The following is a 22,658-nucleotide window of genomic DNA, read 5'->3' on the forward strand; positions in this document are numbered from 1 at the left end:
GGATGTCTCATCTGCGCCACATCGATGCGGTGTAGCGATCTCTAGCATCGAAATTCGCATTGATTCCCATTCATGGAGGTGTGCTTTGAAGCGTGCGCTCATCGCACTCGTCGCGGCCTCGGCGCTGGTCGCGACACCCGCATTCGCCGTCGACGGCAACCTGCCCGGCGGCACCAGCATCACCGTCGCCATCGCCACCCCGGCCGACGGCGCCGAGGTCGCGCCGGGCCCGGTCACCGTCACGGGCACCGCCTCGGTCGGCACCGGTGTCCCCGTGGCCGACACCACGCTCATCTACGTGCTGGACGCCTCCAGCAGCACCGGCAATCCCGGTGCCCCCAGCTGCGGCAACATCCTGCAGTGCGAGATCGCCGCCGGGCTGGCCCTCAACGCCCAGGCCCAGAGCGGCACGATCGGCGACGTGGGCATGGTCGCCTTCGGCGTCACCGCGGCCACCGCCGACGTGCAGCCCGGCGCGGGTGACCAGCTGCTCACCGGCCCGGCCACGGACGGCGACGCCGACGGCGTACGCGACATCGAAGAGGTCATCTCGTCGACCTTCATCAACGGGGTCGCCACGTTCACCAACAAGAACGTCGGCGGCGGCCAGACGAACTTCGCCGACGCCATCGCCAAGGCGCGCATCGTCGCCGAGGCCTCCACCCGGGCCCGCAAGATCGTCGTATTCATGTCCGACGGCTTCGCGGTCGGCGGCGGCAGCATCAACGTGCCCCTCGCGGGCATCCCCGACGACATCGACATCTACACCTTCGCCGTGGGCAGCGGCGCGAACTGCACCAACGCCGGGCCGAACAACGAGGGCAGCCTGGAGCAGATCACCGCCGCGACGGTGCCGGGCGGGCACTGCGTGCAGGTCACCGACGTCGGCTCGCTGCCGGCGATCCTGCCCGGCGTCATCGGGTCCAGCCTGAGCACCCTGTCGATGCAGGTGGACGGCGGGGCATTCACCCCGATCGGCAACGCCGCGATCACCCCCGACCTGCCGCAGGACGGGCCGGTGAACGTGAACTACAGCGTCGCCACCACCGCGCTGGGCATCGGCTCCCACGAGATCTGCGTACGCGCCAACGGCACCGACGGCGGCGGGGCCGGCCAGGTCACCGACTGCCACACGGTCGTCGTCAACGGCCCCGGTGGCGCGTTCGCCCTGGAGGCGACCGGCCTGGTCAAGATCCCCCGTACCCCGGAGGCGGTCTGCCCGCCCGGCGCGACCAAGACCCAGGTCGCGGTCAACCTGCCCCCGCTGGTGACCACGGGTGCCCTGAACGCGAGCTGCGCCGCCACCGGCGGCACGACCACCGCACGCTCCTCGGTGGACGGGGCGACGCTGCTCGGCGGGGCCATCCAGCTCAGTGCCATTTCGAGCACCTGCTCGGGCAGCAGTAGCGGCGTGAACCGCTCCTCGCAGGTTGTCGGCACCATCAACGGCACCCCGATCAGCGCCGGCCCGGCCACGATCGGCATCCCCGGCGTCGCCACGGTCCACCTGAACGAGAGCACCACCGGCCCCGGCGGCCGCCTGGTCCAGAACGCCGTCCGCGTCGAGGTCCTCGGCCTCCTGGGCATCGTCACCCAGCAGATCGTCCTCGGCGGCTGCTACATCGGGTAGCAGCCGCCAAGATCGCGACGATCTTGCGCGAACTGTTGGCGATACGCCCGAATTAAGCGTGTCGTCCCCACGGTTCGCGCAAGATCGTCGCTAAGGGAGGGTGGGGGTCAGCCTTTGACGCCGGTGAGGGTTACGCCCTGGACGAAGGCTTTCTGTGCGAAGAAGAAGAGGACCACTACGGGGATCATGGTGAGCATGGTGGCGGCGCTGACGAGGTGCCACTCCACGTGATGCATGGTGCGGAAGCTGGCCAGGCCCAGCGACACGGTCCAGTTGGCCTCGTTCTCGGTGGTGTAGAGGAGGGGGCCGTAGTAGTCGTTCCAAGGAACTGGCGCAGCAGGAAGATGGAGAACGCGTCACCGGCCAGCATCGGCAGGATCAGCGGCCACAGCGAGCCGGTCAGGCCGGCGTCGGCCCAGAACAGGTACAGCGGCACCGTGGTGACCTGTGGGGGCAGCATCATCATGCAGACGATCGCGACCATGGTGACCGACCGGCCGCGCCAGCGCAGCTTGGCCAGCCCGTACGCGGCGGGCACGCTGGCCAGCAGCATGAAGCCGGTGCCCAGCGCCGCGTACAGCAGGGTGTTGAGCAGGTAGCGCAGCAGCGGGGCCTTGGCGAACGCCTCGGCGTAGTTCTCCGGGTGCCACGATGTCGGCCACAGCTGCGAGGTGAGTGTCTGGTCGCTGGTCATGAACGAGGTCAGCCCGAGGAACACGACCGGGGCCAGGAACATCACCGACAGCGCGATCGCGATCGCGTGCCGGGCGACGAAGAGCAGGACGTTGCGTCGGGTCACCGGGTGAACTCCTTGAACCGGCGCAGTAGCACGGTCGCGGTCATCGAGACCACGAACAGCACCACGGCCAGCACGTTGGCGTACCCGAGCACGTGGTAGCGGAAGCCGACCACGTACAGCCACAGTGGATAGGTGAACGTCGAGCCCTCGGGGTAGCCGAACGTGTCGGAGATGCCGCCGCCGGTGACCTGCCCGGAGGCGACGCTGGCGGCGACGGCGGCCTGCGTGAAGTACTGCAGCGTGCCGATGATCCCGGTGATCGCCGCGAACGCCAGCACCGGTGAGATGCTGGGCAGCGTCACGTACGTTGATCATGAACTTATGGCACGGCTCGTCGGCGTGTCGCTGCCATAAGTTCATGATCAACTTGGGTGGTGGTGGTGTGGCGGCGGGCGCGGCACCCGGTTTGCTGGAATAGCAAGGTTGGTTGCGGGTGGTCGGGGGTGGGCGGCAGGGTGGGCGGCGGAGGTGGTCACCGTGGCCGATACGCAGGAGCAGCAACCGATCGAGATCATGTTCACCGCGGAGTTCTGGGACGAGCGGTACGGCTCCAAGGACCGGGTGTGGAGCGGGAACCCGAACCCGCACCTGGTCACCACCGTCGCGGGGCTCGCGCCGGGTGACGCGCTCGACGTCGGCAGCGGCGAGGGCGCCGACGCCGTCTGGCTGGCCGGCAAGGGCTGGCGGGTCACCGGCGTCGACGTGTCCACCGTGGCGCTGGGGCGCGCCGCCGCGCACGCCGTCGAGCGGGGCGAGCAGGTCGCCGACCGGATCAGCTGGCAGCAGGTCGACGTGCTGTCCTGGGATCCCGCGCCCGTCCAGTACGACCTGGTGTCGGCGCAGTTCATGCACCTGCCCCGGCCCGCGCTGGAGGCGCTGCACCGTCGCCTGGCCGCAGCGGTACGTCCCGGCGGCACGCTCCTGATCGTCGGGCACCACCCGTCGGACCTGGACACCACCATCGGCCGCCCCCGTTTGCCGGAGCTGATGTTCACGGCGGAGCAGGTCGCGGCCACGTTGGACGAGCGCGACTGGGACATCCGCGCCGAGACCCCCGGCCGCGAGGTCACCGACCCCGACGGCAACCCGGTCACCATCCACGACGCCGTGCTGACGGCGGTCCGCCGGAGCTGAACCGGGTGACCCGCTGGGCTCGATCGCGCCGCAGCGGGTCCCGGCCCGGCGTGGGTCAGGCCACGTAGCCGTTGAACACGTGCACCCCGTCAGCGGCGGCGGTCTCGCTGGCCCGGTTCGTGTTGAAGTACAGCTTGCCGTCGCTGATCCCGACGCCTTCGATCTCGAACAGCTCCGAGTACGCCGAGGAGGTGATGCGGAAGGACAGGTCGGTGGCGGCGGGCGCGGTGCCGGTCGTCGTCGGAGACACGTTCCGGTACACCAGCACGATGCTGCGGTTGTCCTTGGTCAGCGGGTAGTAGAGGACCTTCTTGGCCGCGTCGTAGAAGATCCCCTGGGTGAGGAAGGTCCCCAGATCCGCCACCGGCGCCCCGTTGACCAGGGCACCCTCGACCTGCAGGTCGAACGCCTTGGTCAGGTCGATGGTCCCGGAGGAGGCGCGCAGGGGCAGGCTGCCGTTGTAGATCGTGCGTCCGCTCTTGAACAGGAACGTGATCGTGGTGCCGCTGACCGACACCCGGTTGATCCCGGACGGTGCGAAGGCGGCCCCGTTGAGCCGGACCTGGTACGACCCGGCGTGGTAATAGGTGGTGCCGTCGTAGCGCAGCCGCACGAGCTGCGGACCGTTCGCCTTCATGGTGACGACGAACAGGTGGTGCTGGGCGTCGATGTCGACGATCGTCATGTCGTTGCCGTGCCCGAGCCAGGTGTTGGTCGTTCCGCCGTTCGTGCCGTTGGTCATCAGCACGCGCTCGCCGGTGGTCTTGTTGACCCGGTAGATGACGGACACGTCGTCGACATTGGTGTGGTTCTTGACGGAGTACAGGTAGGTCGATCCGGCGGCGAAACCCTGCACACCGGTGCAGCAGCTGGTGTTCGGTGTGTCGGCGATGTCGGTGTACGTGTTGTAGTAGGCGGCCTGCGCCGCCTGTCCGGTCACCGCCAGCAGCCCCAGGACCAGGGCTGCCGAAGTCGCCAGTCGTGCGCCAAGTCGCATTTGTCCTCCCCGCGGTCGTGACGACGTGGGCCCGTTGCCCGAAGATCGTCGAGTGCAGGCTATGCCGCACGGTCAGAGCGGGCAACACGGGACGAACACGGCGAACGGCCATGGCGCACGGGAGAGACCCGTACGCCACGGCCGTTCGTCCGTCAGACGCCGGCGGTGACCGGCTCGCGCACCGGCTCCTCGGCCGGGCGCAGCTTCTCGCCCTCGACGTCCACGTTGGGCAGGACGCGGTCCAGCCAGCGCGGCAGCCACCAGGCAGCCTTGCCGAGCAGCGACATCAGCGCCGGCACGATGGTCATGCGGACCACGAACGCGTCCACCAGCACGCCGAACGCCAGCGCGAAGCCGATCGACTGGATCAGCGTCTCACCGGAGAACACGAACCCGCCGAACACGCTGATCATGATGATGGCGGCGGCGGTGACCACCCGGGCGCCGTGCCGGAAGCCGGTGATCACGGCGTCGCGGGCCGGCGCGCCGTGCACGAAGTCCTCGCGCATCCGGGTCACCAGGAACACCTGGTAGTCCATGGCCAGGCCGAACAGGATGCCGATGAGCAGCACCGGCAGCATGCTCATGATCGGCCCGGTCTCCTGTACACCGAACACGTCGCCGAGCCAGCCCCACTGGAACACCGCGACCACCGCGCCGAACGTCGCCGCGACGCTGAGCAGGAAGCCGAGCGTCGCCTTCAGCGGCACCAGCACCGACCGGAACACGAGCAGGAGCAGCAGGAACGCCAACCCGACCACGACCGCCAGGTAAGGCAGCAGCGCCTCGTCGAGGCGGGTGGACACGTCGATGGCCAGTGCGGTGACGCCGGTGACCGCGATGGTCGCGCCGGTCCCGGCGGTGAGGTCCGCGCGCTCGTCGCGCAGGGTGTGCACCAGGTCGGCGGTGGCCTCGTCGTTCGGCCCGGTCTTCGGGATGACGGCCAGCAGGACGGTGCGGCCGTCGGGGCTCACCCCGTTCGGGGCGGCGTAGAGCACGTTGTCCACCCCGGACAAGCGGGTGACGAGCTGGCCGATGGCGGCCTGCGGGTCGGCGCCCTCGGGCAGGTCGGCGACGACCACCAGCTCGCCGTTGAAGCCCGGTCCGAATCCGGCGGTGACCATGTCGTACGCCTTGTGCTGGGTGGTGTCGGCGGACTGCATGCCGTCGTCGGGCAGGCCGAGGCGCAGGTCGGCGGCCGGGATCGCGAGCACGCCAAGTGCGGCCACCGTGAGCACCAGCACCGGGATGCGGAACCGCACCACGAACCGGGCCCAGCGCTCGCCCATCGGGACCGGGCCGGTGTCGGACTCCGGATCGGGGGTGGCGTGCCCGAACAGGCGGCCCTTGATCAGGCGGTCGCCGGTGAAGCCGAGCAGCGCGGGCAGCAGCGTGACCGCGACCAGCACGGCCACCGCGACCGTGGCCGCCGCGGACAGGCCCAGGCCGGCCAGCAGCGGGATGCCGACGATGGTCAGTGCGGCCAGCGCGATGATGACGGTGAGCCCGGCGAAGACCACGGCCGAGCCGGCGGTGCCGACGGCCCGCCCGGCGGCCTCCGCGCCGTCCTTGCGGACCAGCAGCTCGTGCCGGAACCGGGAGACGATGAACAGGGCGTAGTCGATGCCGACGGCCAGGCCCAGCATCAGCGCCAGGATCAGGCTGTTGGAGTTGATGTCGACGAAGCGCGAGGCGATGGCGACGCCGGACAGGCCGATGCCGATCCCGGCGATCGCGGTGAGCAGCGGCAGCCCGGCGGAGACCAGCGAACCCAGCGTGACGATGAGCACCAGCGCGGCGATGGCGATGCCGATGACCTCGACGACGCCGGTCTTCGGGTTGGCGCGCAACGCGTCGCCGCCGACCTCCACCGTCAGGCCCGCGTCGCGGCCGAGGGCGGCGGCGTCGAGCAGCGCGGCCCGGTCGCTGTCGGTCAGCTCCATGCCCTGCACGCCGTAGGTGACGTGGGCGAAGGCGTAGCGCAGGTCGGGGGAGAAGGTCTTCGCGGTGTACGGGTCGATCACCCGCGCGACCTGGGGCGCGGTGTTCAGCGCGCCGACCACGCGGCCCACGGCCTGCTGCATGTCCGGGTCGGTCATCGTCTTGCCCTCGGGCGCGGCGAACACGACCCGGGCCCGCGCCCCGCCCGCGTGGGCCTCGGGGAAACGCTCGCCGAGCTGGTCGATGGCCCGCTGGGCCTCGGTGCCCGGGATGCTGAAGTCGTTGGACATCTTGCCGGAAAGCGTCGCCGCGCCGGCCCCGGCGAGCCCGAGCAGCAGCACCCAGAGGCCGAGGACGAGCCAGCGTCGGCGGTAGGAGAACCGGCCGATCCGGTAGAGGAAGGTCGCCACGTCGAGTACTCCAAACGAGGGATGGGTGGCTGTCATCGCGGCGAAACATGCTGTTCACGTGCATGTTCAGGGGTCGCCGCACCAGGGCCGACCCTAGCCGTTCGGCAAGGAGTGAGCAAGCCGATCGGCAAGGAATGAACCTGTCGATCGGCAAGTTTTCAGCTTGCCGTTCGGCTGGTTTCCAGCTTGTCGACCGGCTAGGCGGAAGGCTGCTGATCAGCTAGATTTGCTCAGGACGGGTGACTTCCCCCGCCGTCGTTGATCTGGTAAGGAGGGTGCCGTGAGAGCTGCGACACACGCCGACTCGCGCGGCCCGGAGCGCACCCGGCAGCGCCTGCTGGACGAGGCCTGCCGGCTGTTCGCCATGCACAGCTTCGCCGGCACGTCGCTGCAGATGATCGCCGACACCCTCGGGGTCACCAAGGCGGCCGTCTACCACCACTTCAAGACCCGTGACGACATCCTGACCGCGGTGATCCAGCCCGCCATCGAGGAGATGCACGCGATCATCGCCGCCGCCGAGGCGCAGCGCACCCCGTCGGCGCGGGCCGATGCGATGCTGTCGGGCCTGGTCGACCTGACCGTCAAGCACCGCGGCCTGATCGCGATGATCGGCACGGATCCCGGCGTCACCAGCGCGCTGCAGAGCCACCCGGACGTGATGGAGCTGTTCCGCCGCCCCGGCGAGCTGATGGCCCTCGACGGCTCCGCCGAAGCCGAGATCAACGCGACGCTCGCCCTGGCCGGCATCGCCACCACCGCCTCCTCGCCCGTGATGCAGCACCACGACGCCGACGTGCTGCGCCACCACCTGCTCGCCGCCGGCCGCCGCATCCTCGGCCTGCGCGCCCGCAAACCCTGACTCCGCCCGCCGCCCACGCCCCGGTCCCGCGCCGCGTACGCTCAAGATCGCCCGATGTGCCTGGCACCTGTGCGTATCTTGCGCGTGGATACGCACAGGTGCCAGGCAAGTCCGACGGTCTTGGTGGCCGGCCGCGACACGGGGCGGCTGGGCGGCGAAGGGAGCGCGGCGATGGAATACATGGTCGACATGCGGACCACGGTGCCGGAGGGCACCACCGAGGAGGGGGTCGCCGACATGCGCCGTCGCGAGGCGGCGCGGTCGGCCGAGCTGGTGGCGCAGGGCAGCCTGCTGCGGTTGTGGCGGCCGCCGCTGGCCCCGGGGGAGTGGCGGACCTGGGGGTTGTTCCGTGCGGACGACCCGGACCAGTTGGAGACCGTGCTCGCGTCCATGCCCCTGCGCGCCTGGCGGACCGAGGAGGTCACGCCGCTCACGCCGCACCCGAACGACCCCGGCCAACCGCCCCGCTGACCAGGCACGGGTCCCGCCTGGCCCGCAGCGCACGGGCATGGGCGATCGGGCGCGGGTCCTGTCAGGCGGCTGCGCTCGCGGGCCAGGTGGGCGCACGCTTAGGGCATCCGGTTCGACGCCGGTCGCGTCGGGCTGCTCGGCAAGCCGCAGACCATCAGACGGAGACGATGCCATGAACACGCAGAAGGTCGCCGTGGTCACCGGCGCGTCCCAGGGCATCGGGGCGGCGCTGGTGGCCGCGTACCGCAAGCTCGGTCACGCCGTCGTCGCCAACTCGCGGTCGATGCCGCCGAGCAGCGATCCCATGGTGCTGGCGGTGGCCGGCGACATCGCCGACCCGGACGTCGCCGCCCGCGTGATCGACGAGGGCCTCGCCGCGTTCGGCCGCATCGACACGCTGGTCAACAACGCGGGCGTGTTCGTCGCCAAGCCGTTCACCGAGTACACCGCCGAGGACTACGACCTGGTCACCGGAGTCAACCTGCGCGGGTTCTTCGAGATCACGAAACGGGCCGTGGCCGCGATGCTCGACCACGGCGGCGGCCACGTCGTCAGCATCACGACCACCCTCGTGGACCACGCGAACTCGCAGGTGCCCGCAGCGATGGCCGCGCTCACCAAGGGCGGGCTGAACGCGGTCACCCGATCGCTGGCCATCGAGTACGCCACCCGCGGCATCCGGGTCAACGCCGTCGCGCTGGGTGTCATCCGCACCCCGATGCACGCGTCCGACGACTACGCAGCGCTCGCCGCCCTGCACCCCGTGGGCCGGGTCGGCGAGGTGGACGACGTCGTGGACGCCGTCCTCTACCTCGACCGCGCGGGCTTCGTCACCGGTGAGATCCTGCACGTCGACGGCGGCCAGAGCGCCGGGCACTGAGCCACACCGCGTCCACCGGGGAGCCGAAGAACGATGAGCAGCGCTTTCATCCGTACGCTGGGCGTCGACGTGCCCCTGATCGCCGCGCCGATGGCCGGCGGAGCCGGCACGCCCGCCCTGGTCGTGGCCGCCGCCCGTGCCGGTGGACTGGGCTTCCTCGCCGCCGGCTACAAGACGCCCCAGGCGCTCGAGGCGGAGATCACGACGGTCGGGGCGGCGGAGGTGCCGTTCGGGGTGAACCTCTTCGTGCCCAACCCCGTGCCGATCGACCCGGCGGCCCTGCGCCGCTACGCCGATCTGCTCGCCGCCGAGGCCGGCCGGCACGGCGTCACCCTGGACCCGGTGCCCGTCGAGGACGACGACCGCTGGCAGGACAAACTCGACGTGCTGCGCGCCCGGCCGGTGCCCGTGATCAGCCTGACCTTCGGCATACCGAGCCGGGCCGACCTGGCCGCGCTGCGCGCCACCGGGGCGCTGCTGGTGCAGACGGTCACCAGCATCGAGGAGGCGAAGGCGGCCGCAGCCGCCGGCGTGGACGCGCTCGCCGTGCAGGCCGCCGCCGCTGGCGGCCACTACGGTGCCTTCGACCCGTCCGCACCGGTCACCGGCACCGCGCTCACCGACCTCGTCGCGGCCATCCGGCACGCCGTGGACCTGCCGCTGATAGCCGCAGGAGGTCTGTCCACACCGCAGGACGTGGCCGCCGTCGTAAGCGCCGGCGCGGACGCCGCCGCGGTGGGGACAGTCCTGCTGCGCAGCGACGAGGCGGGCACCTCCGCGGTGCACCGGGCCGCGGTCACCGACCCGGACCGGACCGGCACCGTCGTCACCCGCGCCTTCACCGGACGTCCCGCCCGAGCCCTGCGCAACGAGTTCACCGACCGGTACGGCGAGCTCGCCCCGTACGGTTATCCCGCCGTGCACCACCTGACGGCGGGCCTGCGCCGGGCGGCCGCCGCGGCCGGCGACCCCGAGCGGGTGCACCTGTGGGCCGGCACCGGCTACCGGCGGGCCGCCGACGGACCGGCCGCCGCGATCCTCACCGGCCTGGCCGCCCGGCTCTGACCGCACGCAGCGACGCGAGGGAGAAGGACATGACCGGCACCGAGGCCCAGATCCTGACCACCGTGCTCGACCGCTGGAAGTCGGCCGTCGACGCCCACGATCCGCGGCGTGTCGCGGAGAACTTCACCCACGACGCGATCTTCCAAGGCCTGCATCCGTACACGGTCGGGCCTGGCGGCGTGGCGGAGTACTACGACAGCCAGCCGATAGGTATGACCGCCGAGTACCGCCTGCTGGAGACCCGCCGCCTCGCCGACGACGTGGTGCTGGGCTACCTGGCCGTCGACTTCTCGTTCACCGACCGTCCGACCAAGAACGTCTACCTCAGTCTCATCGTGCGCCGGGTCGGCGACGACTGGCTCGTCGCGCACTACCAGGTCTCGCAACTGTGAGCCGCGGTCAGGAGACCGGGGCGAGTCTGCTCAGCAGTGTGCGCGCGGCTTCGGCGACCAGCGACCGGTCATAGCTGATGATCACGTCGAACTCGCGGTCGGCCTCGCGGGCCGCCGTGGTCGGCAGCTGCCGGGCGAACAGGCCGCCCGAGAAGTAGCTGCCCAGCACGATCACCGACCACTCCCCGATCAGCGGATCGTCGTCAGCCAGCGGTCCACCGCGGATGCCCGGAGCGGGCTGCGAGGTGATGTCGCGGCCGAACACCGCGGTCAGCGCCCCTTTGCCGGCGATGGACAGGTAGCGGTGCCGGGTGTGCTCGGTGAAGTGCTTCGCGTCCTGGAACGCGCCCAGCAGCACCGACGCCTCCGGCGCGTTCTCGCTCATGCTCTCCAGGTGGTGGCTGAGCGGAATGAGCTGCCGTTTGGTGGCCCGGGTGGCGCGCCGCTGCCGCCGGGCGACCTCGAACGGCGTACGCGCCCCCGTGCTCGGCGCGGTGCTGTACGGCAGGTCGATGTCCGGCCGTTCGAACTGTCCGGGCAGCGGGCCGGGCCGTCCCAGCAGCCAGCCCTGCCCGAGCGTCGCGCCCATCGAGATCGCCGCCGCCAGATGCCGCTCGGTCTCGATGCCCTCGGCGAGGATGATCGCGCCGGTGCGCTCGGACTCGGCCAGCACCGCGTTGACCACCTGCGCGGTCTCGTGGGTCGGGCGGCCCTGCACCACGTGCCGGTCCAGCTTGATGATCTCGGGGCTGAGCAGGGCGAGCAGCGACAGGCTCGCCGGGTTCACGCCGACGTCGTCCAGGGCGATGCGGGTCGACTGGCCGCGCACCCGGGCCACGGAGGTGAGCAGCGCGGCCGGGTCGTCGGACAGCGAGCGTTCGGTGATCTCCATGACGACCTGCAGCTCGCGCATGGCCGTGTCGATGGTGTCGACCAGCCCCGGCGGGCAGGCACTGCCCATGGTGGACGGCTCGACGTTGACGAACAGCGGTACGTCCCACGGCAGGCACGCGGCCATCGCTGCCCGGAACGCCGCCGCGCGGGCCACCCAGTCCAGTTCGGTGAGCCGACCGGCACGCTGGGCCTGCGCGAACAGCTCGGCGGGGTTGCGCAGCTCGGAGCCCGCCGGTCCGCGCGCCAGCGCCTCGTAGCCGGCGACCCGGCCGCTGCGCAACGCGATGACCGGCTGGAAGACCGGGTAGACGGCACGCTTGGTCACGGTCCGGTCGAGCTCGGCGGACCCGTCCTGCGGATCGTTCACTGCGTCACCAGTCCCGCCACCTTATCTATGGGTTTGTCCGTTGTAAGGCTAACGGCCAGACAGCCTCCGGCCTGCGACTTCCGCGTACTGCGGCACTGATCCTCACCGGACCCGCCCTGCCGGGCCCGCCCGTGGCGTCCATAGGCGGGGCCGAGTCCACTGAGGCTGCACTTTCACGGAAATCGCTGCTAAAACAGCTTATAAGCCTGCAAAACCCCTGAAAGTTCAGAAAGGGTGTGACGGCCGCGCCGAGCAGCGCCCCGGCGACGCCGCCGAGGCCGGACAGCAGCAGCGACTCGATGAGGAACTGCGCGGCCACGGCCCGCACTTGACGCCGCCGCGTTCACCCCGGCCCGCCTGGCCGCACTAGCCGCCGACCCGCGCCTGCTGCCCTGACCGACCAGATCATCGGACTTGCCGGGCACCTGTGCGTATCTTGACCGTGCATGAGCCCAGTTGCCAGGCAAGTCCGATGATCTCGGTCAGGGGCGGATGAGGACCTTGAGGGCGGTGCGGTCGGCCATGGCCTGGTAGCCCGCGGGCACCTCGTCGAGGCCGATCACGGAGTCGAACACCCGGCCGGGCTCGACCTCCCCGGCGAGCACGTCGGGCAGCAACTCCTCGATGTAGGCGCGGGCCGGGGCGATGCCGCCGGTGAGCGTGACGTTGCGCCGGAACTCCTCGAAGCCCATCGGCACCTCCGGGTACTGCGGCGCGCCCACCCGGCTCACCGTGCCGCCCGACCGGGCCACGGCGAACGCCGTCTCGATGGCCGGGCGCAGGCCGACGCACTCCAGCACGGCGTGGGTGCCGTCGCCGCCCGTCAGCTCCAGGACCTTCGCCACGCCCTCGTCACCGCGTTCGGCGACCACGTCGGTCGCGCCGAAGTCCCGCCCGAGGTCGGTGCGGCCCTGGTGGCGGCCCATGAGGATGATCTGCTCCGCGCCCAGGCGCTTGGCGGCCAGCACCGCGCACAGGCCGACCGCGCCGTCCCCGATCACGGTCACCGTGGTCCGCGGACCCACCCCGGCGGTCACGGCGCAGTGGTGGCCGGTCGGGAACACGTCGGACAGCGACAGCAGGGAGGGCAGCAGCGCCGAGTCCTCGCCGACGGGCAGCTTGACCAGCGTGCCCTGGGCCTGCGGCACACGTACCGCCTCGCCCTGGCCGCCGTCGACGCCGTTCGCGCCCCAGAAGCCGCCGTGCCGGCAGGAGGTCTGCAGGCCTTCGCGGCAGAAGTCGCAGGTGTTGTCCGCCCAGACGAACGGCGCGACCACGATGTCGCCCGCTGTCAGCCCGGAGACGTCCGCGCCGGTGTCCTCGACGACGCCGAGGAACTCGTGGCCGATGCGGTCGCCCTGCTCGCTGGCGGGCCGTGACCCGTACGGCCACAGGTCGCTGCCGCAGATGCAGGACCGCAGCACGCGTACCAGGGCGTCGGTGGGTTCGTGCAGCACCGGGTCGGGCACGTTCTCGACCCTGATGTCACCGGCGCCGTAGATCAAGGTGGCTCGCATGGCTCTCCCCGTTCCGTGATCCTCGCGGGCCCGGCCGGTGCCGACCTGGTCCAACGATCAGTATCGGCGCGGGGCGGCCGCGGTATCCGGTCATTGCGGGCAATGCGCACGGGTGCCCGCGTGCGGCGGCCCGGGCTGGGGAGAACCCGGGCCGCCTGGTCGCGGCGTCAGTCTTCCTGGAAGTACGAGATCAGTCGGAGGATCTCCAGGTAGAGCCAGACGAGTTCGACGAGGATGCCGAACGCGCCGAGCCAGCCGTACTTGCGCGGCAGCCCGGCGGCGATGCCGTCCTCGATCTGCTGGAAGCTGACCACGAACATCAGCGCCGCCACCACGATGCAGACCAGCGAGAAGATGATCGCGATGCCGCCGCCGTCGCGCAGCGGACCGGCCGAGCCGGTGAACATGCTGATGACGAAGTTGACCAGCATGACCACGGCCAGCCCGGCCGCGGCCCCGATCACGACCTTCATGAACTTCGGCGTCGCCCGGATGATCCGGGCCCGGTACAGCGCAGCCATGATGAAGAAGACGCCCAGGGTCGCGATGACCGCCTGCAGGACGATGCCGTTCCAGCGGGTCTCGAACGCCTTGGACACCGCGCCGAGGAACACGCCCTCGACGATCGCGTAGCTGAACAGGACGACCGGGTTGGTGATCTGGGCGAACGAGATGACCAGGCCGAGCACCAGCCCGACCAGCATCGCGGCGATCCACACCACGCCCAGCGACTGCGGCGGGACCAGGATCCAGGTGGCGGCGGCCGCGGCCACCGCCGTACCGATCAGGGACACGGTCTTGACCACGACGTCGTCGATCGTCATGACGTCGCGGGAGTGCTGGACGGTCTCGGGGTAGCCGTAACCGCCGGCCGGCTGCTCGTAGGTCTGGCCGCCGTAGCTGTAGGGCTGGCCGCCGGGCACGCTGTAGGTCGGCTGCTGCGCGGCGGCGGTGATCCGCCCGAGCACCGGGTTAGAGGACTTCACGCAGGGTCTCCTTCGTCTACGGGCGGGGTTGGTGCGAGGGGGTGGGTGGTGCGGGCCTCCGGCTAGGACAGGCCCGCACCACCCGCGATCGGCGGTCAGAAGTCTCCGAAGTCGCCTCCGAAGTCCCCGCCGCCGAGGTCTTCGAAACCGGCGTCGGCCACACCCGGGTCCAGGCCGGCCGCCGACGCGGCCTCACCCAGGTCGGGAGCCATCGCGTCGCCGATCATGTCGCCGATCACCATGCCGCCGAGGAAGCCCAGCGCCGCGCCGCCGACCCCGGCCGCCATCGCACCGGCCATGCTCGGCTTGCCCCGGTAGCCGCCGTACTTGTAGCCGCCGTGGTGTCCGCCGTGCCCGCCGTAGGCGTATCCGGGACGTCCGTGCCCGTAGGCAGGCTGGCCGTACCCCGGCTGGCCGTAGCCCGGCTGGGCCGGGGCGGGCGACTGCAGGAACGCGCCTGGGGCGGCCTGCGCGGGGGAGCCGAGCTTGTCCAGGGCGTTGGTCAGCCAGCGGTCGACCTCGGCGATCCAGCCGCCTTCGGTCTCGGCGAGCCGCGCCAGGTCGGCCGCCGACAGGTCGTGACGGTCGGGCGCGCCGAACCGGCCGGTGAGCTCCGCCAGCACCACGAGGCCGTCCCCGGCGGCGGCGACGGTGAAGGTGAGCAGCGGGATGTGCGGGCCGTGCTGCCCGCCCTCGGGCAGCGGGGCGTAGCAGGTGATCGCCTGCGCGGCGGGCACGGGCAGGCCGGGCACCCCGCCGGGACGCAGCTCGCTGCGGACGAACCGGCAGCCGATCGTGCCGAGCGCGTCCATGATGTGCTGCTGGACCGGCGCCGCGTCGATACGTGCGGGGTCGAAGTCGCCCTTGGCGCTGCCCGAGGCTACCGACACCTCGGTGCGCACCCCGACGCCGAGACCCGGCAGGGCCTGGCCGTACAGCGCGGTGAACGGCGCGTGCACCGGGACCGGCACCGTGAACGGCACGGCCTGGGTGCTGCCCGAGGGCAGGCGCAGGTGCTGCGCCACCTGGTAGCGGGCCAGCTCCAGCTCGCCGGCCGGTCCGGTCGCGGTGAGCAGCAGCGAGATCGCGGTGATGTCGGTGTCGGACTTGGCGCGCAGGTTCACGTGGCCGCTCAGCTGACCGCCCGGGACCGTGGTCTGCGGCGACAGCACGGTGTCCACCTCGACGCCGCCCAGTCCGAGCCCGGCGAGCAGTTTCTTGAAGACCATGGGTTTCCTCTCCTGTGGAACTCCGCCCCGGCCTCAGCCGCGGCGGTGGTGTGCGGGCGGCGTCGCCGCAGTACGCGGCAAGAGCGGGGGCGGCCAGGCGCGCCGATGGTGGAGTCCAGGTCCGCGAGGATCAGCACGGCGGTGCCAGTGCTCCTCGCCTCGGCCGCGGCGCTGTCGGCCCTGGTCTGGACCGGTGCCGTTGGCGGCGGGCGGCGGTAGGATCAGCCACGGGAGCGACACTAACACGTGAAACTGTACGGTTGCTGGAAAGGGGCTGCTCATGGCGCTGATGCGGATCGGCGAACTTGCCTCGGCAGCGGGCGTGAGCAATCGGACCGTCGACTTCTACACCAACCTCGGCCTGATCACCCCCGCCTCGCGCACCACCGGCGGCTTCCGGCTGTACGACCCGGCGACGGTCGAGCAGATCGCCACCGTTCAGCGGCTGGAGTCCAGCGGCATGGCCCTCGACGACATCGCCGCACACCTGCACGGCGCAGCCGCGGCCGACCTGGCCGGCGCGCTCGCCCGGCTCGACCACGACCTGACGGCGCTGCGGGCGCTGGCCGAGACCGCGGCCGGCACCGCGCACGGCCTCGCCACGACGCTCGCGGTGCGCGCCAATCAGCTGCTGACCGCTGCCGCGGAGCTGCTGGCCACGATGCCGCCGCCCTGAGCGCGGCATGCCTGGTCCGCAGGGCCGCGCGGACGGGGCGGTGTCCAAGCCGCGGGTCGGTTATGGTGCCGCGATGAGCGAACCGTCCGCCAAGGAGCGGCCTACCCTGCGTGCGCGGCTCGGGCGGCCCGAGAGCCGCTCGGCGGTCGTCTTCGCGCTGCTGGCAGCCCTCGCCGCCGGCCTGTACGCGGCGACCATCGCGACCTGGGCCGCGTGGTGGACGATGCGCCCGCTGACCAGTGCCGAGGCCGTCGAGGTGCTCACCGAGCTGATGCCCGGCACCGACATCACCACCCACCTGGGCCCGGAGCCGGACACCGTGTTCGTCATCTACGGCGAGCCGCTCAGCTGGCGGAACCTCGACACGCTGCTGCTCGGCGACGGCGGGGAGTACAGCCTGACCGGGATCGGCGGGACACTGGGCCGGGACGTGGGCCCGGCGGAGCAGAAGCAGGTCCTCGACGGTGTCGTCGAGCGGCTGCGGGCGGGCGGCTGGAGCGTCGGCTACCCGAAGGTGACGTATCTCGACCCGTGCGGCACCGGATGCGACCCTGACACCGCCGCCCGGGAGACCGTGGTCTACGCGGGACGCGGCGACCAGGTCGTCAACGTGAGCGGCTTCGCCGCGGGCAGCAGCGGCAGCAACAACTTCGGCATCAGCCTGACCCGGGCGACCCCGCCGGCCGTGTATCCGGCCGCGGCCGTCGCCGGGCTGGTCGGCGCGCTGTCCGCCTGGTGGCTGTTCGCCTGGGCGAGTAGGCGCACCGCGTCGCGGCCCGCCGGGGGCGTGAAGACCTTGTTCGCGTTCGCGATGTTCCTGTGGTGGGCGCCGGTCGTGCTCGCCGCGCCGCTGGGCCTGCGGCACCACCTGAGCGAATGGCACTACTCCTGGCATCCGCTGTGGGAGTGGCTGGGCCTGCCCACCACCGGCCTGCTGTTCCTGCTGGGGACGGGGTTCGCGCTGCTCGCCCTCGCAGCCGCCGCGCTGCCGTCGCGGCAGCGGCCGTACGAAAGACCGGCGGAGGACCCAGCCGGCGTACCCGTCTGAGCGGCTGCCGCTGAGCCCGCTGTCGGCTCGCCGACACTGCGCCCCACTTATGGTCGTGAGTTCCTAACGTATCGGCGTGGCTGATCGCGGACCCCGGCTCCGGCCAGAGTGGACAGTCGCCGCGGTCTTCCTGGCCAGCGGCGCGGCCCTGCTGGTGTACATCCTGTCGGGCGTCTCCCTGCGCTGGACCTTCCTTGCGCTCGGCCTGGCCGCGGCCGTCGTGGCGACCGTCGTCATCCGGCGGCTGCCCGCTGAGCGCAGAGCCAAGGTGCTGCGCCGGATGGCGGTCGGCGCGGTCGCCGGGTTCGCCGCGACGCTGGCCTACGACGCGGTCCGGATCGCCCTGGTGGAGTTCGCCGGCCTGCGGCTGCGGCCGTTCGAGGCGTGGCGGCTGTTCGGGCTGGCCCTGGCCGAGACGGATCACGACGCCACCTGGGTGTTCCTGCTCGGCGTCGCGTTCCACCTGTGCAACGGCATCGCGTTCGGAGTCGCGTACACGGTCGCGTTCGGACGACGCGGCATCTGGCCCGCCATCCTCTGGGCGCTGGTCCTGGAGACCTTCATGGTCTCGGTCTACCCGGGCTGGCTCGGGCTCAAGGCGCTCGACGAGTTCCTGTCGGTCAGCATCACCGGCCACCTCGTCTACGGCGTCGTGCTCGGCTGGCTCGCCAAACACCTGCTCGGCAGTTCCCGATGGGGAGAACATGACCGCGATTCCGGGGCCGACGAGCCCGCCCGATCCCCTGACCAGGCTCGCTGACGGCATCTGGGTCGGTGTGCCACTGACCCTGCGCAAGCTGTCAGCCGGCCTGGCGATGTCCACCGTCGACGGCCTGTATCTCGCCGCCCGCCCCGTCGTCGGCCTGGTCACCGTGCCCACCGTGTTCCTGATCGGTCTGGTCGTGGGCGTGCTCCACCCCGGCTTCGAGTACGTCTTCACCGAGGCGCTCTGGCTGCTGCTGCTCATCGCGCTCGTCGGCGCGGTCAGCGGCGCTCTCGGCTCCTACCTGACCCTCGGGTTCGCCCTCGGCGACCTGGCTCTCGGCGCGCACCCGCAGTGGGAGACCTGGCACACCGACACCCTGCTCGACATCCCCGCGCAGTACGGTTCCCAGCTGCTCACCTACGCGCTGTTCGCGATGCTGGCGGTCGGCGTGCCCATCGCCGCGAAGTCGTTCGCCGCCGAGTTCCTGCTGCCGCCGAGCGTCCCGAGAGCGGTGCGGGCGATGGTCGGCCTCGGCGCGCTCGTGGTCATCTCGGGGCTGCTGGTCTGGGTGTGGACCCAGTCGGCGCCCCTGCTGGTGCGGCCTGTGTTCGTCTGGGCCGGGGCCCGCCCGACCGTCGAGGCCATGTCGACGACGCAGGAGAGCGGCGGCTGGATCGTGTTCCTCGCGGTCGCGGCCACCGTCGGCCGGGCCGTCGCGCAGGCGGTCCTGGCGAACCCGATCGGCAAGGGCGGCGGCCCCGACCGGATGACGCAGCTGGAGGACCGGTTCCGCACCGACGTCCCGGTGCAGCCGCTGGTCGGCCGCATACCGCTGGTGCTGCGGCTGCTGATCCGCGCGGCGATCCTCACCGCGCTGCTGTCCGGCCTGTACGCCGCCTACTGGCAGGCCGGGCTCACCTTCCTCGTGCTGTTCGTCGCGCAGGTCATCGCCAGCCCGCTGCTGCCGCTCGACTTCGGGGCGTACGCCCGCTTCATCGCCAAGATCCCCCGGATCATCCGCCTGATCGTCGTGATGATCCCGGTGTACCTGCTCGGCGCGGTCGTCGTGCCCATGTTCCTGGACCAGACCAGCTTCTTCCCGTTCCTGCTGCTGGCGATCGTGTCGGCGGTGCTGATGACCCTGCTCAGCCCGCACGCCCGCGAGGCGTCGCCCGCGCCGCCGTCGCCTGCCTCCGCGCCCGGCCCCGAGGAGTCGAAATGAGAACGACGACACGGGTGCTGGCCGGCGCCGCGCTCGGCGCGGGCGCGGCGGTGCTGCTGCTGCCCGGGACGGCGTACGCCGACAACTGCGGCAGCATGTCCGACTGCTACTACACCGCACGGGCGGCGCTGGCCGCCCTGGTCGGCCTGTCCGTGCTGTTCGGGGTGCTGCTCAGCATCGGGCTGGACTTCGTCCCCGTGGTCGGCACGGTCAAAGGCGTCATCGAGGCGATCACCGGCAAGGACCTCATCACCGGCCAGGAGCTGGCCTGGTGGGAACGCCTGCTCGGCATCGTGCCCGTGGTCGGCGGGATCGCCGGCGTCGCGGCCGGCATCTCCAAGGGCGCACGGGCGATCGACGACGTCGCCGACCTCGGCCGGGCCGTGGACCGGGCCGCGGACGCTGCCGAAGCCGCCCGCGACGCCGAACGCGCCGCCGAAGCCGCGCGCGAGGTCGAACGCGCCGCCGAAGCGGCCCGGGAGGCGGAGCGGGCCGCGGAGGCTGCCCGGGAGGCGGAACGCGCGGCGGAGGCCGCCCGCGACGCTGAGCGTGCCCGGGAAGCGGATCGCGCCGCGGAGGCGGCTCAGGAAGCCGAACGCGCCCGGGAGGCCGAGCGGGCGGCCGAGGCGGCCCGCGACGCCCACCAGCGTGAACTCGGCATGGACCCGGCGACGGGGCGGTATCGCGCGGCGGAGGGCGAGACCGCGCTGCGCGTCGAGGACGCCACCGGTGTGGAGCTGAGCCGCTCGACCGATCCGAAGGTGGACTGGGTCGACAACGCCACCGGCAAGACCTACGACGCGGTGGGCAACTTTCCGTCCCGGCACTTCGACCAGCAGTGGCCCAATCTGCAGACCAGGATTGTCGACCACCTGGCCAAGGCCGATTACGTGCCCGTCGACGTCTCCCAGTTCACGCCCGATCAGATCGCTAAGGTACAGAAGTTCATCACCGACAACGGCCTCGCGCCCCGAGCATTCCTGGTAGGCAACTGATGTCCGGAACGATCGCGGTCGCCCCCGACAAGCGCTGGTCGGCGGCCGGCTGGCTGTTCGAGTGGGCCGTCGAAGCCCTGGCGGAAGACCTCGATGACGACGCCGCGGTCGCGTCGCTGCGGGAGATCGTCGACGACAATCTCGGCTGGCTGGGGCTGGACGACCTGTCCCCGGCGGTCCGCGCCGAGGTGCTGCGCCGGATCAGGACGGAGCTGGTCGACCGCGCCGACCGGGAGCTGCCGCCGACGCTGCCCAACCGCTCCGAAGCCGTCGACCTGCTGCGCGACCTCAGCCGACTCGCCGAGAACGCCTGACCCGCCCGCGCCCGGCGTCAGTGGAGTTTGCGGGCGCGCAGGACGGTGTCGTGGAAGAGGTGCTCGTGGCCGTTGTGGCCGGTGGCCGGGCGGTGGCGGGACTCGGCGACGATGATCTCCCAGTGGTCGGGGTCCAGCCCGGCCGCGACCTCGTCGGCGGTGAAGTGCACGTCGCGGACGGCGGAGGGCGAGACGCCGGGCCGCGGGTCCGACGGGTGGTGGCCGACGATCAGCAGGGTGCCGCCGGGCGCGACCGCCGCGGCGAGCCGGGCTGCCAGGGACTCGCGAGACGACGTCGGGTGGACGTAGAGGGAGCAGACCAGGTCGAACCGCTCCGCGGGCGGCGTCCATTCGGACAGGTCGGCCTGCAGCCAGTCGATCCGCTCGGCGACCGCCTCGTCGGCGTCCTGCGCGTGTGAGCGCGCCCGGCGCAGTGCGCTGTCGGCGATGTCGACCGCAGTGACCTGCCAGCCCTGGGCGGCGAGCCAGATCGCCTCGGCCCCCTCGCCGCACCCGGCGTCCAGCGCCGTGCCGGGCGTCAGGCCGGCGATCTCCGCGACCAGTTGCGGGTTGGCCGGTTTGCCGTGGCCCGCGCCGTGACCGTGGCCTGCGCCGTCACCGTGCTCCCCGGCATGGCCGTGGGCTGCGGCAGGGCCCTGGTAGTGGTCTTCCCAGTACGCCTTGCTGAACTCCTCGGTCATGGCGATCCCTTCCGTGCTGCCCTGTGCGTGGTCACGGATGAGCCGTGGCCAGGGGACAACCATGCGAGACGATCGGCCGCGTTCGCAAATCCTGTTGCCGATCTGGCAAAGTGGGAGCATGGACGACGACCTTGATCAAGCCCTGGGCGCGGTCGGGCCGCGGCTGCGCGCGCTGCGCCAGCAGCGGGAGACCACGCTGGCCGACCTGTCGACGGCGACCGGGATCTCGGTGAGCACCCTGTCCCGGTTGGAGTCCGGCTCCCGGCGGCCGACGCTGGAGCTGCTGCTCCCGCTGGCCCGGGCGCACGGTGTCACGCTCGACGAGCTGGTCGACGCCCCGCCGACCGGCGACCCGCGCATCCACCTGCGCCCGGTGACCCGGCACGGGATGATCATGCTACCGCTGACCCGCCGCGCGGGCGGGATCCAGGCGTACAAGCTGGTGATCCCCGCCGAGAGCCGCCGCCGGCATCCGGAACTGAAGACCCACGAGGGCTACGAGTGGCTGTACGTCCTCAACGGCCGGCTGCGCATGGTCCTCGGCGAGCACGACCTGGTGCTGTCGCCGGGGGAGGCGGCCGAGTTCGACACCAGGGTGCCGCACTGGTTCGGCGCGGCCGGTCCGGAGCCGGTCGAGTTCCTCAGCCTGTTCGGCACCCAGGGCGAGCGTGCCCACCTGCGGGCGGCGCCGAAGCCGAAGGAGTCTGCCGAACGGTGACGGCGGCCGCCGTCGAGATCGGATCGTGACCGCCATTGCCCCGTACGCGTAACGCCTATATTATCTATCGAAGTTATAGGAATATGCGGACACGCATGCAACGCGCGCCTGCTGCCGGTCGCGCCGTCACGAGCAGGAATCCATGGGGCCGTGCACATTTCAGCGCGACACGACTATGCGGTGCAGGCCATGCTGGCCATCGCCGCGGCTGGCGGCGGTCCGGTGAAGACCAGCGACCTGGCTGCCATGCAGGGCATTCCCGTCAGTTACCTGCCGTCGATCCTCGCCGACCTGCGCCGCGCGGAGCTGCTGAGCAGCCGCCCCGGCACCGACGGCGGCTTCAGCCTGGCCCGGCCGATCACGCGGATCAGCGTCGGCGACATCATGCGGGCCGTCAGCGGCGCGCTGGCCAGCGTACGAGGCCGTCCGCCGCACACCATCACGTACACGGGCGCGGCCACGGCGCTGCCCGGACTCTGGCGTTCGGTCCACACGTTCACCAATGACCTGCTCGACAGCACCACCCTCGACCAGCTGCTCGGCACCGGACCCGCGCTGACCGCGGCCCGTCCGGAGCGCGACGGCGCGAGCGGTGACACCGGCGGACGCCGACCGTGACGGTGGCGGCCCGCATCCGCGCAGACGAGAGCCCCCGGGCGTGGGCGGCCGCCGGATCGGCGCGCACCACCCCGCCCGGAGGCTCT

General features: G+C 71.6%; 24 protein-coding genes. 15 read left to right on the forward strand and 9 right to left on the reverse strand.

The genetic code is table 11. The annotated features are described in order from the left end of the window. Positions 1–85 precede the first annotated feature (85 nt). Positions 86–1,630 carry a vWA domain-containing protein gene (locus AB0B35_RS08320; RefSeq protein WP_361042373.1) on the forward strand — a complete coding sequence of 515 codons (1,545 nt, stop codon included), beginning with the start codon at positions 86–88 and terminating at the stop codon, positions 1,628–1,630. Positions 1,631–1,814: 184 nt separating this feature from the next. Here AB0B35_RS08320 and AB0B35_RS08325 read toward each other — a convergent pair whose 3' ends face one another. Together AB0B35_RS08325 and AB0B35_RS08330 are read right to left on the reverse strand one after the other, a co-directional pair. Next, complete coding sequence (locus AB0B35_RS08325; RefSeq protein ID WP_361042375.1) at positions 1,815–2,429, reverse strand: hypothetical protein; 615 nt, start codon at positions 2,427–2,429, stop codon at positions 1,815–1,817. Further along, positions 2,426–2,731: a hypothetical protein gene (locus AB0B35_RS08330; RefSeq protein ID WP_361042378.1), complete on the reverse strand. Its 306-nt coding sequence runs from the start codon at positions 2,729–2,731 to the stop codon at positions 2,426–2,428. Before AB0B35_RS08330 ends, AB0B35_RS08325 begins: the two co-directional genes overlap by 4 nt. A gap of 211 nt (positions 2,732–2,942) precedes the next feature. Here AB0B35_RS08330 and AB0B35_RS08335 point away from each other — a divergent pair, with 211 nt between their 5' ends. Next, positions 2,943–3,563 (forward strand): methyltransferase domain-containing protein, encoded by a 621-nt coding sequence (locus tag AB0B35_RS08335; RefSeq protein WP_360528228.1) that lies wholly within the window; start codon positions 2,943–2,945, stop codon positions 3,561–3,563. A 55-nt stretch (positions 3,564–3,618) separates the two neighbouring features. Here the strand turns inward: AB0B35_RS08335 and AB0B35_RS08340 are convergent, their stop codons facing one another. Both AB0B35_RS08340 and AB0B35_RS08345 read right to left on the reverse strand, forming a co-directional pair. Then, positions 3,619–4,560: a hypothetical protein gene (locus tag AB0B35_RS08340; RefSeq protein WP_361042381.1), complete on the reverse strand. Its 942-nt coding sequence runs from the start codon at positions 4,558–4,560 to the stop codon at positions 3,619–3,621. 152 nt (positions 4,561–4,712) lie between these two features. Further along, entirely contained in the window at positions 4,713–6,911 is a 2,199-nt protein-coding gene (locus tag AB0B35_RS08345; protein ID WP_361042851.1) for an MMPL family transporter, read from the reverse strand. A gap of 280 nt (positions 6,912–7,191) precedes the next feature. On the opposite strand from AB0B35_RS08345, the gene AB0B35_RS08350 reads away from it, so the two are divergent. The 5 genes from AB0B35_RS08350 (at position 7,192) to AB0B35_RS08370 (ending at position 10,581) form a co-directional block, all read left to right on the forward strand. Beyond that, complete coding sequence (locus AB0B35_RS08350) at positions 7,192–7,773, forward strand: TetR family transcriptional regulator (protein WP_360527320.1); 582 nt, start codon at positions 7,192–7,194, stop codon at positions 7,771–7,773. A gap of 171 nt (positions 7,774–7,944) precedes the next feature. After that, on the forward strand, positions 7,945–8,244 hold the full coding sequence (locus AB0B35_RS08355; protein ID WP_361042384.1) for a muconolactone Delta-isomerase family protein: 300 nt from the start codon (positions 7,945–7,947) through the stop codon (positions 8,242–8,244). A gap of 172 nt (positions 8,245–8,416) precedes the next feature. Further along, positions 8,417–9,124 carry an SDR family oxidoreductase gene (locus tag AB0B35_RS08360; RefSeq protein ID WP_361042386.1) on the forward strand — a complete coding sequence of 236 codons (708 nt, stop codon included), beginning with the start codon at positions 8,417–8,419 and terminating at the stop codon, positions 9,122–9,124. A 33-nt stretch (positions 9,125–9,157) separates the two neighbouring features. After that, the gene (locus tag AB0B35_RS08365) at positions 9,158–10,189 is read left to right on the forward strand and encodes a nitronate monooxygenase (protein ID WP_361042389.1); all 1,032 of its coding nucleotides are present in this window, start codon (positions 9,158–9,160) and stop codon (positions 10,187–10,189) included. A gap of 29 nt (positions 10,190–10,218) precedes the next feature. Next, complete coding sequence (locus tag AB0B35_RS08370; protein ID WP_361042391.1) at positions 10,219–10,581, forward strand: hypothetical protein; 363 nt, start codon at positions 10,219–10,221, stop codon at positions 10,579–10,581. Between the two features lie 7 nt (positions 10,582–10,588). Here AB0B35_RS08370 and AB0B35_RS08375 read toward each other — a convergent pair whose 3' ends face one another. The 4 genes from AB0B35_RS08375 to AB0B35_RS08390 form a co-directional block, all read right to left on the reverse strand. Further along, a complete protein-coding gene (locus tag AB0B35_RS08375; protein ID WP_361042393.1) occupies positions 10,589–11,842 on the reverse strand; it encodes an EAL domain-containing protein in 1,254 nt (417 codons plus the stop codon). Positions 11,843–12,324: 482 nt separating this feature from the next. Then, on the reverse strand, positions 12,325–13,359 hold the full coding sequence (locus AB0B35_RS08380) for an alcohol dehydrogenase catalytic domain-containing protein (RefSeq protein ID WP_361042395.1): 1,035 nt from the start codon (positions 13,357–13,359) through the stop codon (positions 12,325–12,327). A 167-nt stretch (positions 13,360–13,526) separates the two neighbouring features. Then, a complete protein-coding gene (locus AB0B35_RS08385; RefSeq protein WP_361042398.1) occupies positions 13,527–14,345 on the reverse strand; it encodes a Bax inhibitor-1/YccA family protein in 819 nt (272 codons plus the stop codon). A gap of 95 nt (positions 14,346–14,440) precedes the next feature. Next, complete coding sequence (locus AB0B35_RS08390; RefSeq protein ID WP_361042400.1) at positions 14,441–15,574, reverse strand: sporulation protein; 1,134 nt, start codon at positions 15,572–15,574, stop codon at positions 14,441–14,443. 280 nt (positions 15,575–15,854) lie between these two features. Here AB0B35_RS08390 and AB0B35_RS08395 point away from each other — a divergent pair, with 280 nt between their 5' ends. The 6 genes from AB0B35_RS08395 to AB0B35_RS08420 all read left to right on the forward strand — a co-directional run bounded on the left by AB0B35_RS08395 (position 15,855) and on the right by AB0B35_RS08420 (position 20,535). Continuing rightward, positions 15,855–16,250: a MerR family transcriptional regulator gene (locus tag AB0B35_RS08395; protein ID WP_360527347.1), complete on the forward strand. Its 396-nt coding sequence runs from the start codon at positions 15,855–15,857 to the stop codon at positions 16,248–16,250. Positions 16,251–16,323: 73 nt separating this feature from the next. Next, on the forward strand, positions 16,324–17,298 hold the full coding sequence (locus tag AB0B35_RS08400) for a hypothetical protein (protein WP_361042403.1): 975 nt from the start codon (positions 16,324–16,326) through the stop codon (positions 17,296–17,298). Positions 17,299–17,374: 76 nt separating this feature from the next. Continuing rightward, complete coding sequence (locus AB0B35_RS08405; RefSeq protein ID WP_361042405.1) at positions 17,375–18,058, forward strand: DUF6789 family protein; 684 nt, start codon at positions 17,375–17,377, stop codon at positions 18,056–18,058. After that, positions 18,003–19,226 (forward strand): hypothetical protein, encoded by a 1,224-nt coding sequence (locus AB0B35_RS08410; RefSeq protein ID WP_361042407.1) that lies wholly within the window; start codon positions 18,003–18,005, stop codon positions 19,224–19,226. Before AB0B35_RS08405 ends, AB0B35_RS08410 begins: the two co-directional genes overlap by 56 nt. Next, positions 19,223–20,221, forward strand: coding sequence for a pre-toxin TG domain-containing protein (locus tag AB0B35_RS08415; RefSeq protein ID WP_361042409.1), 999 nt, complete (start codon positions 19,223–19,225; stop codon positions 20,219–20,221). Before AB0B35_RS08410 ends, AB0B35_RS08415 begins: the two co-directional genes overlap by 4 nt. Further along, a complete protein-coding gene (locus AB0B35_RS08420) occupies positions 20,221–20,535 on the forward strand; it encodes a hypothetical protein (RefSeq protein ID WP_361042411.1) in 315 nt (104 codons plus the stop codon). Before AB0B35_RS08415 ends, AB0B35_RS08420 begins: the two co-directional genes overlap by 1 nt. A gap of 17 nt (positions 20,536–20,552) precedes the next feature. Here the strand turns inward: AB0B35_RS08420 and AB0B35_RS08425 are convergent, their stop codons facing one another. Continuing rightward, positions 20,553–21,236 carry a class I SAM-dependent methyltransferase gene (locus AB0B35_RS08425; RefSeq protein ID WP_361042413.1) on the reverse strand — a complete coding sequence of 228 codons (684 nt, stop codon included), beginning with the start codon at positions 21,234–21,236 and terminating at the stop codon, positions 20,553–20,555. Positions 21,237–21,354: 118 nt separating this feature from the next. Here AB0B35_RS08425 and AB0B35_RS08430 point away from each other — a divergent pair, with 118 nt between their 5' ends. After that, positions 21,355–21,954 (forward strand): XRE family transcriptional regulator, encoded by a 600-nt coding sequence (locus tag AB0B35_RS08430; protein ID WP_361042416.1) that lies wholly within the window; start codon positions 21,355–21,357, stop codon positions 21,952–21,954. Positions 21,955–22,104: 150 nt separating this feature from the next. After that, entirely contained in the window at positions 22,105–22,572 is a 468-nt protein-coding gene (locus tag AB0B35_RS08435; RefSeq protein ID WP_361042419.1) for an Rrf2 family transcriptional regulator, read from the forward strand. The last annotated feature ends 86 nt before the right edge of the window (positions 22,573–22,658 follow it).

Origin of the sequence: Catellatospora sp. NPDC049133 (assembly GCF_040648455.1) — a bacterium.
Taxonomy (GTDB): Bacteria; Actinomycetota; Actinomycetes; order Mycobacteriales; family Micromonosporaceae; genus Catellatospora; species Catellatospora aurea.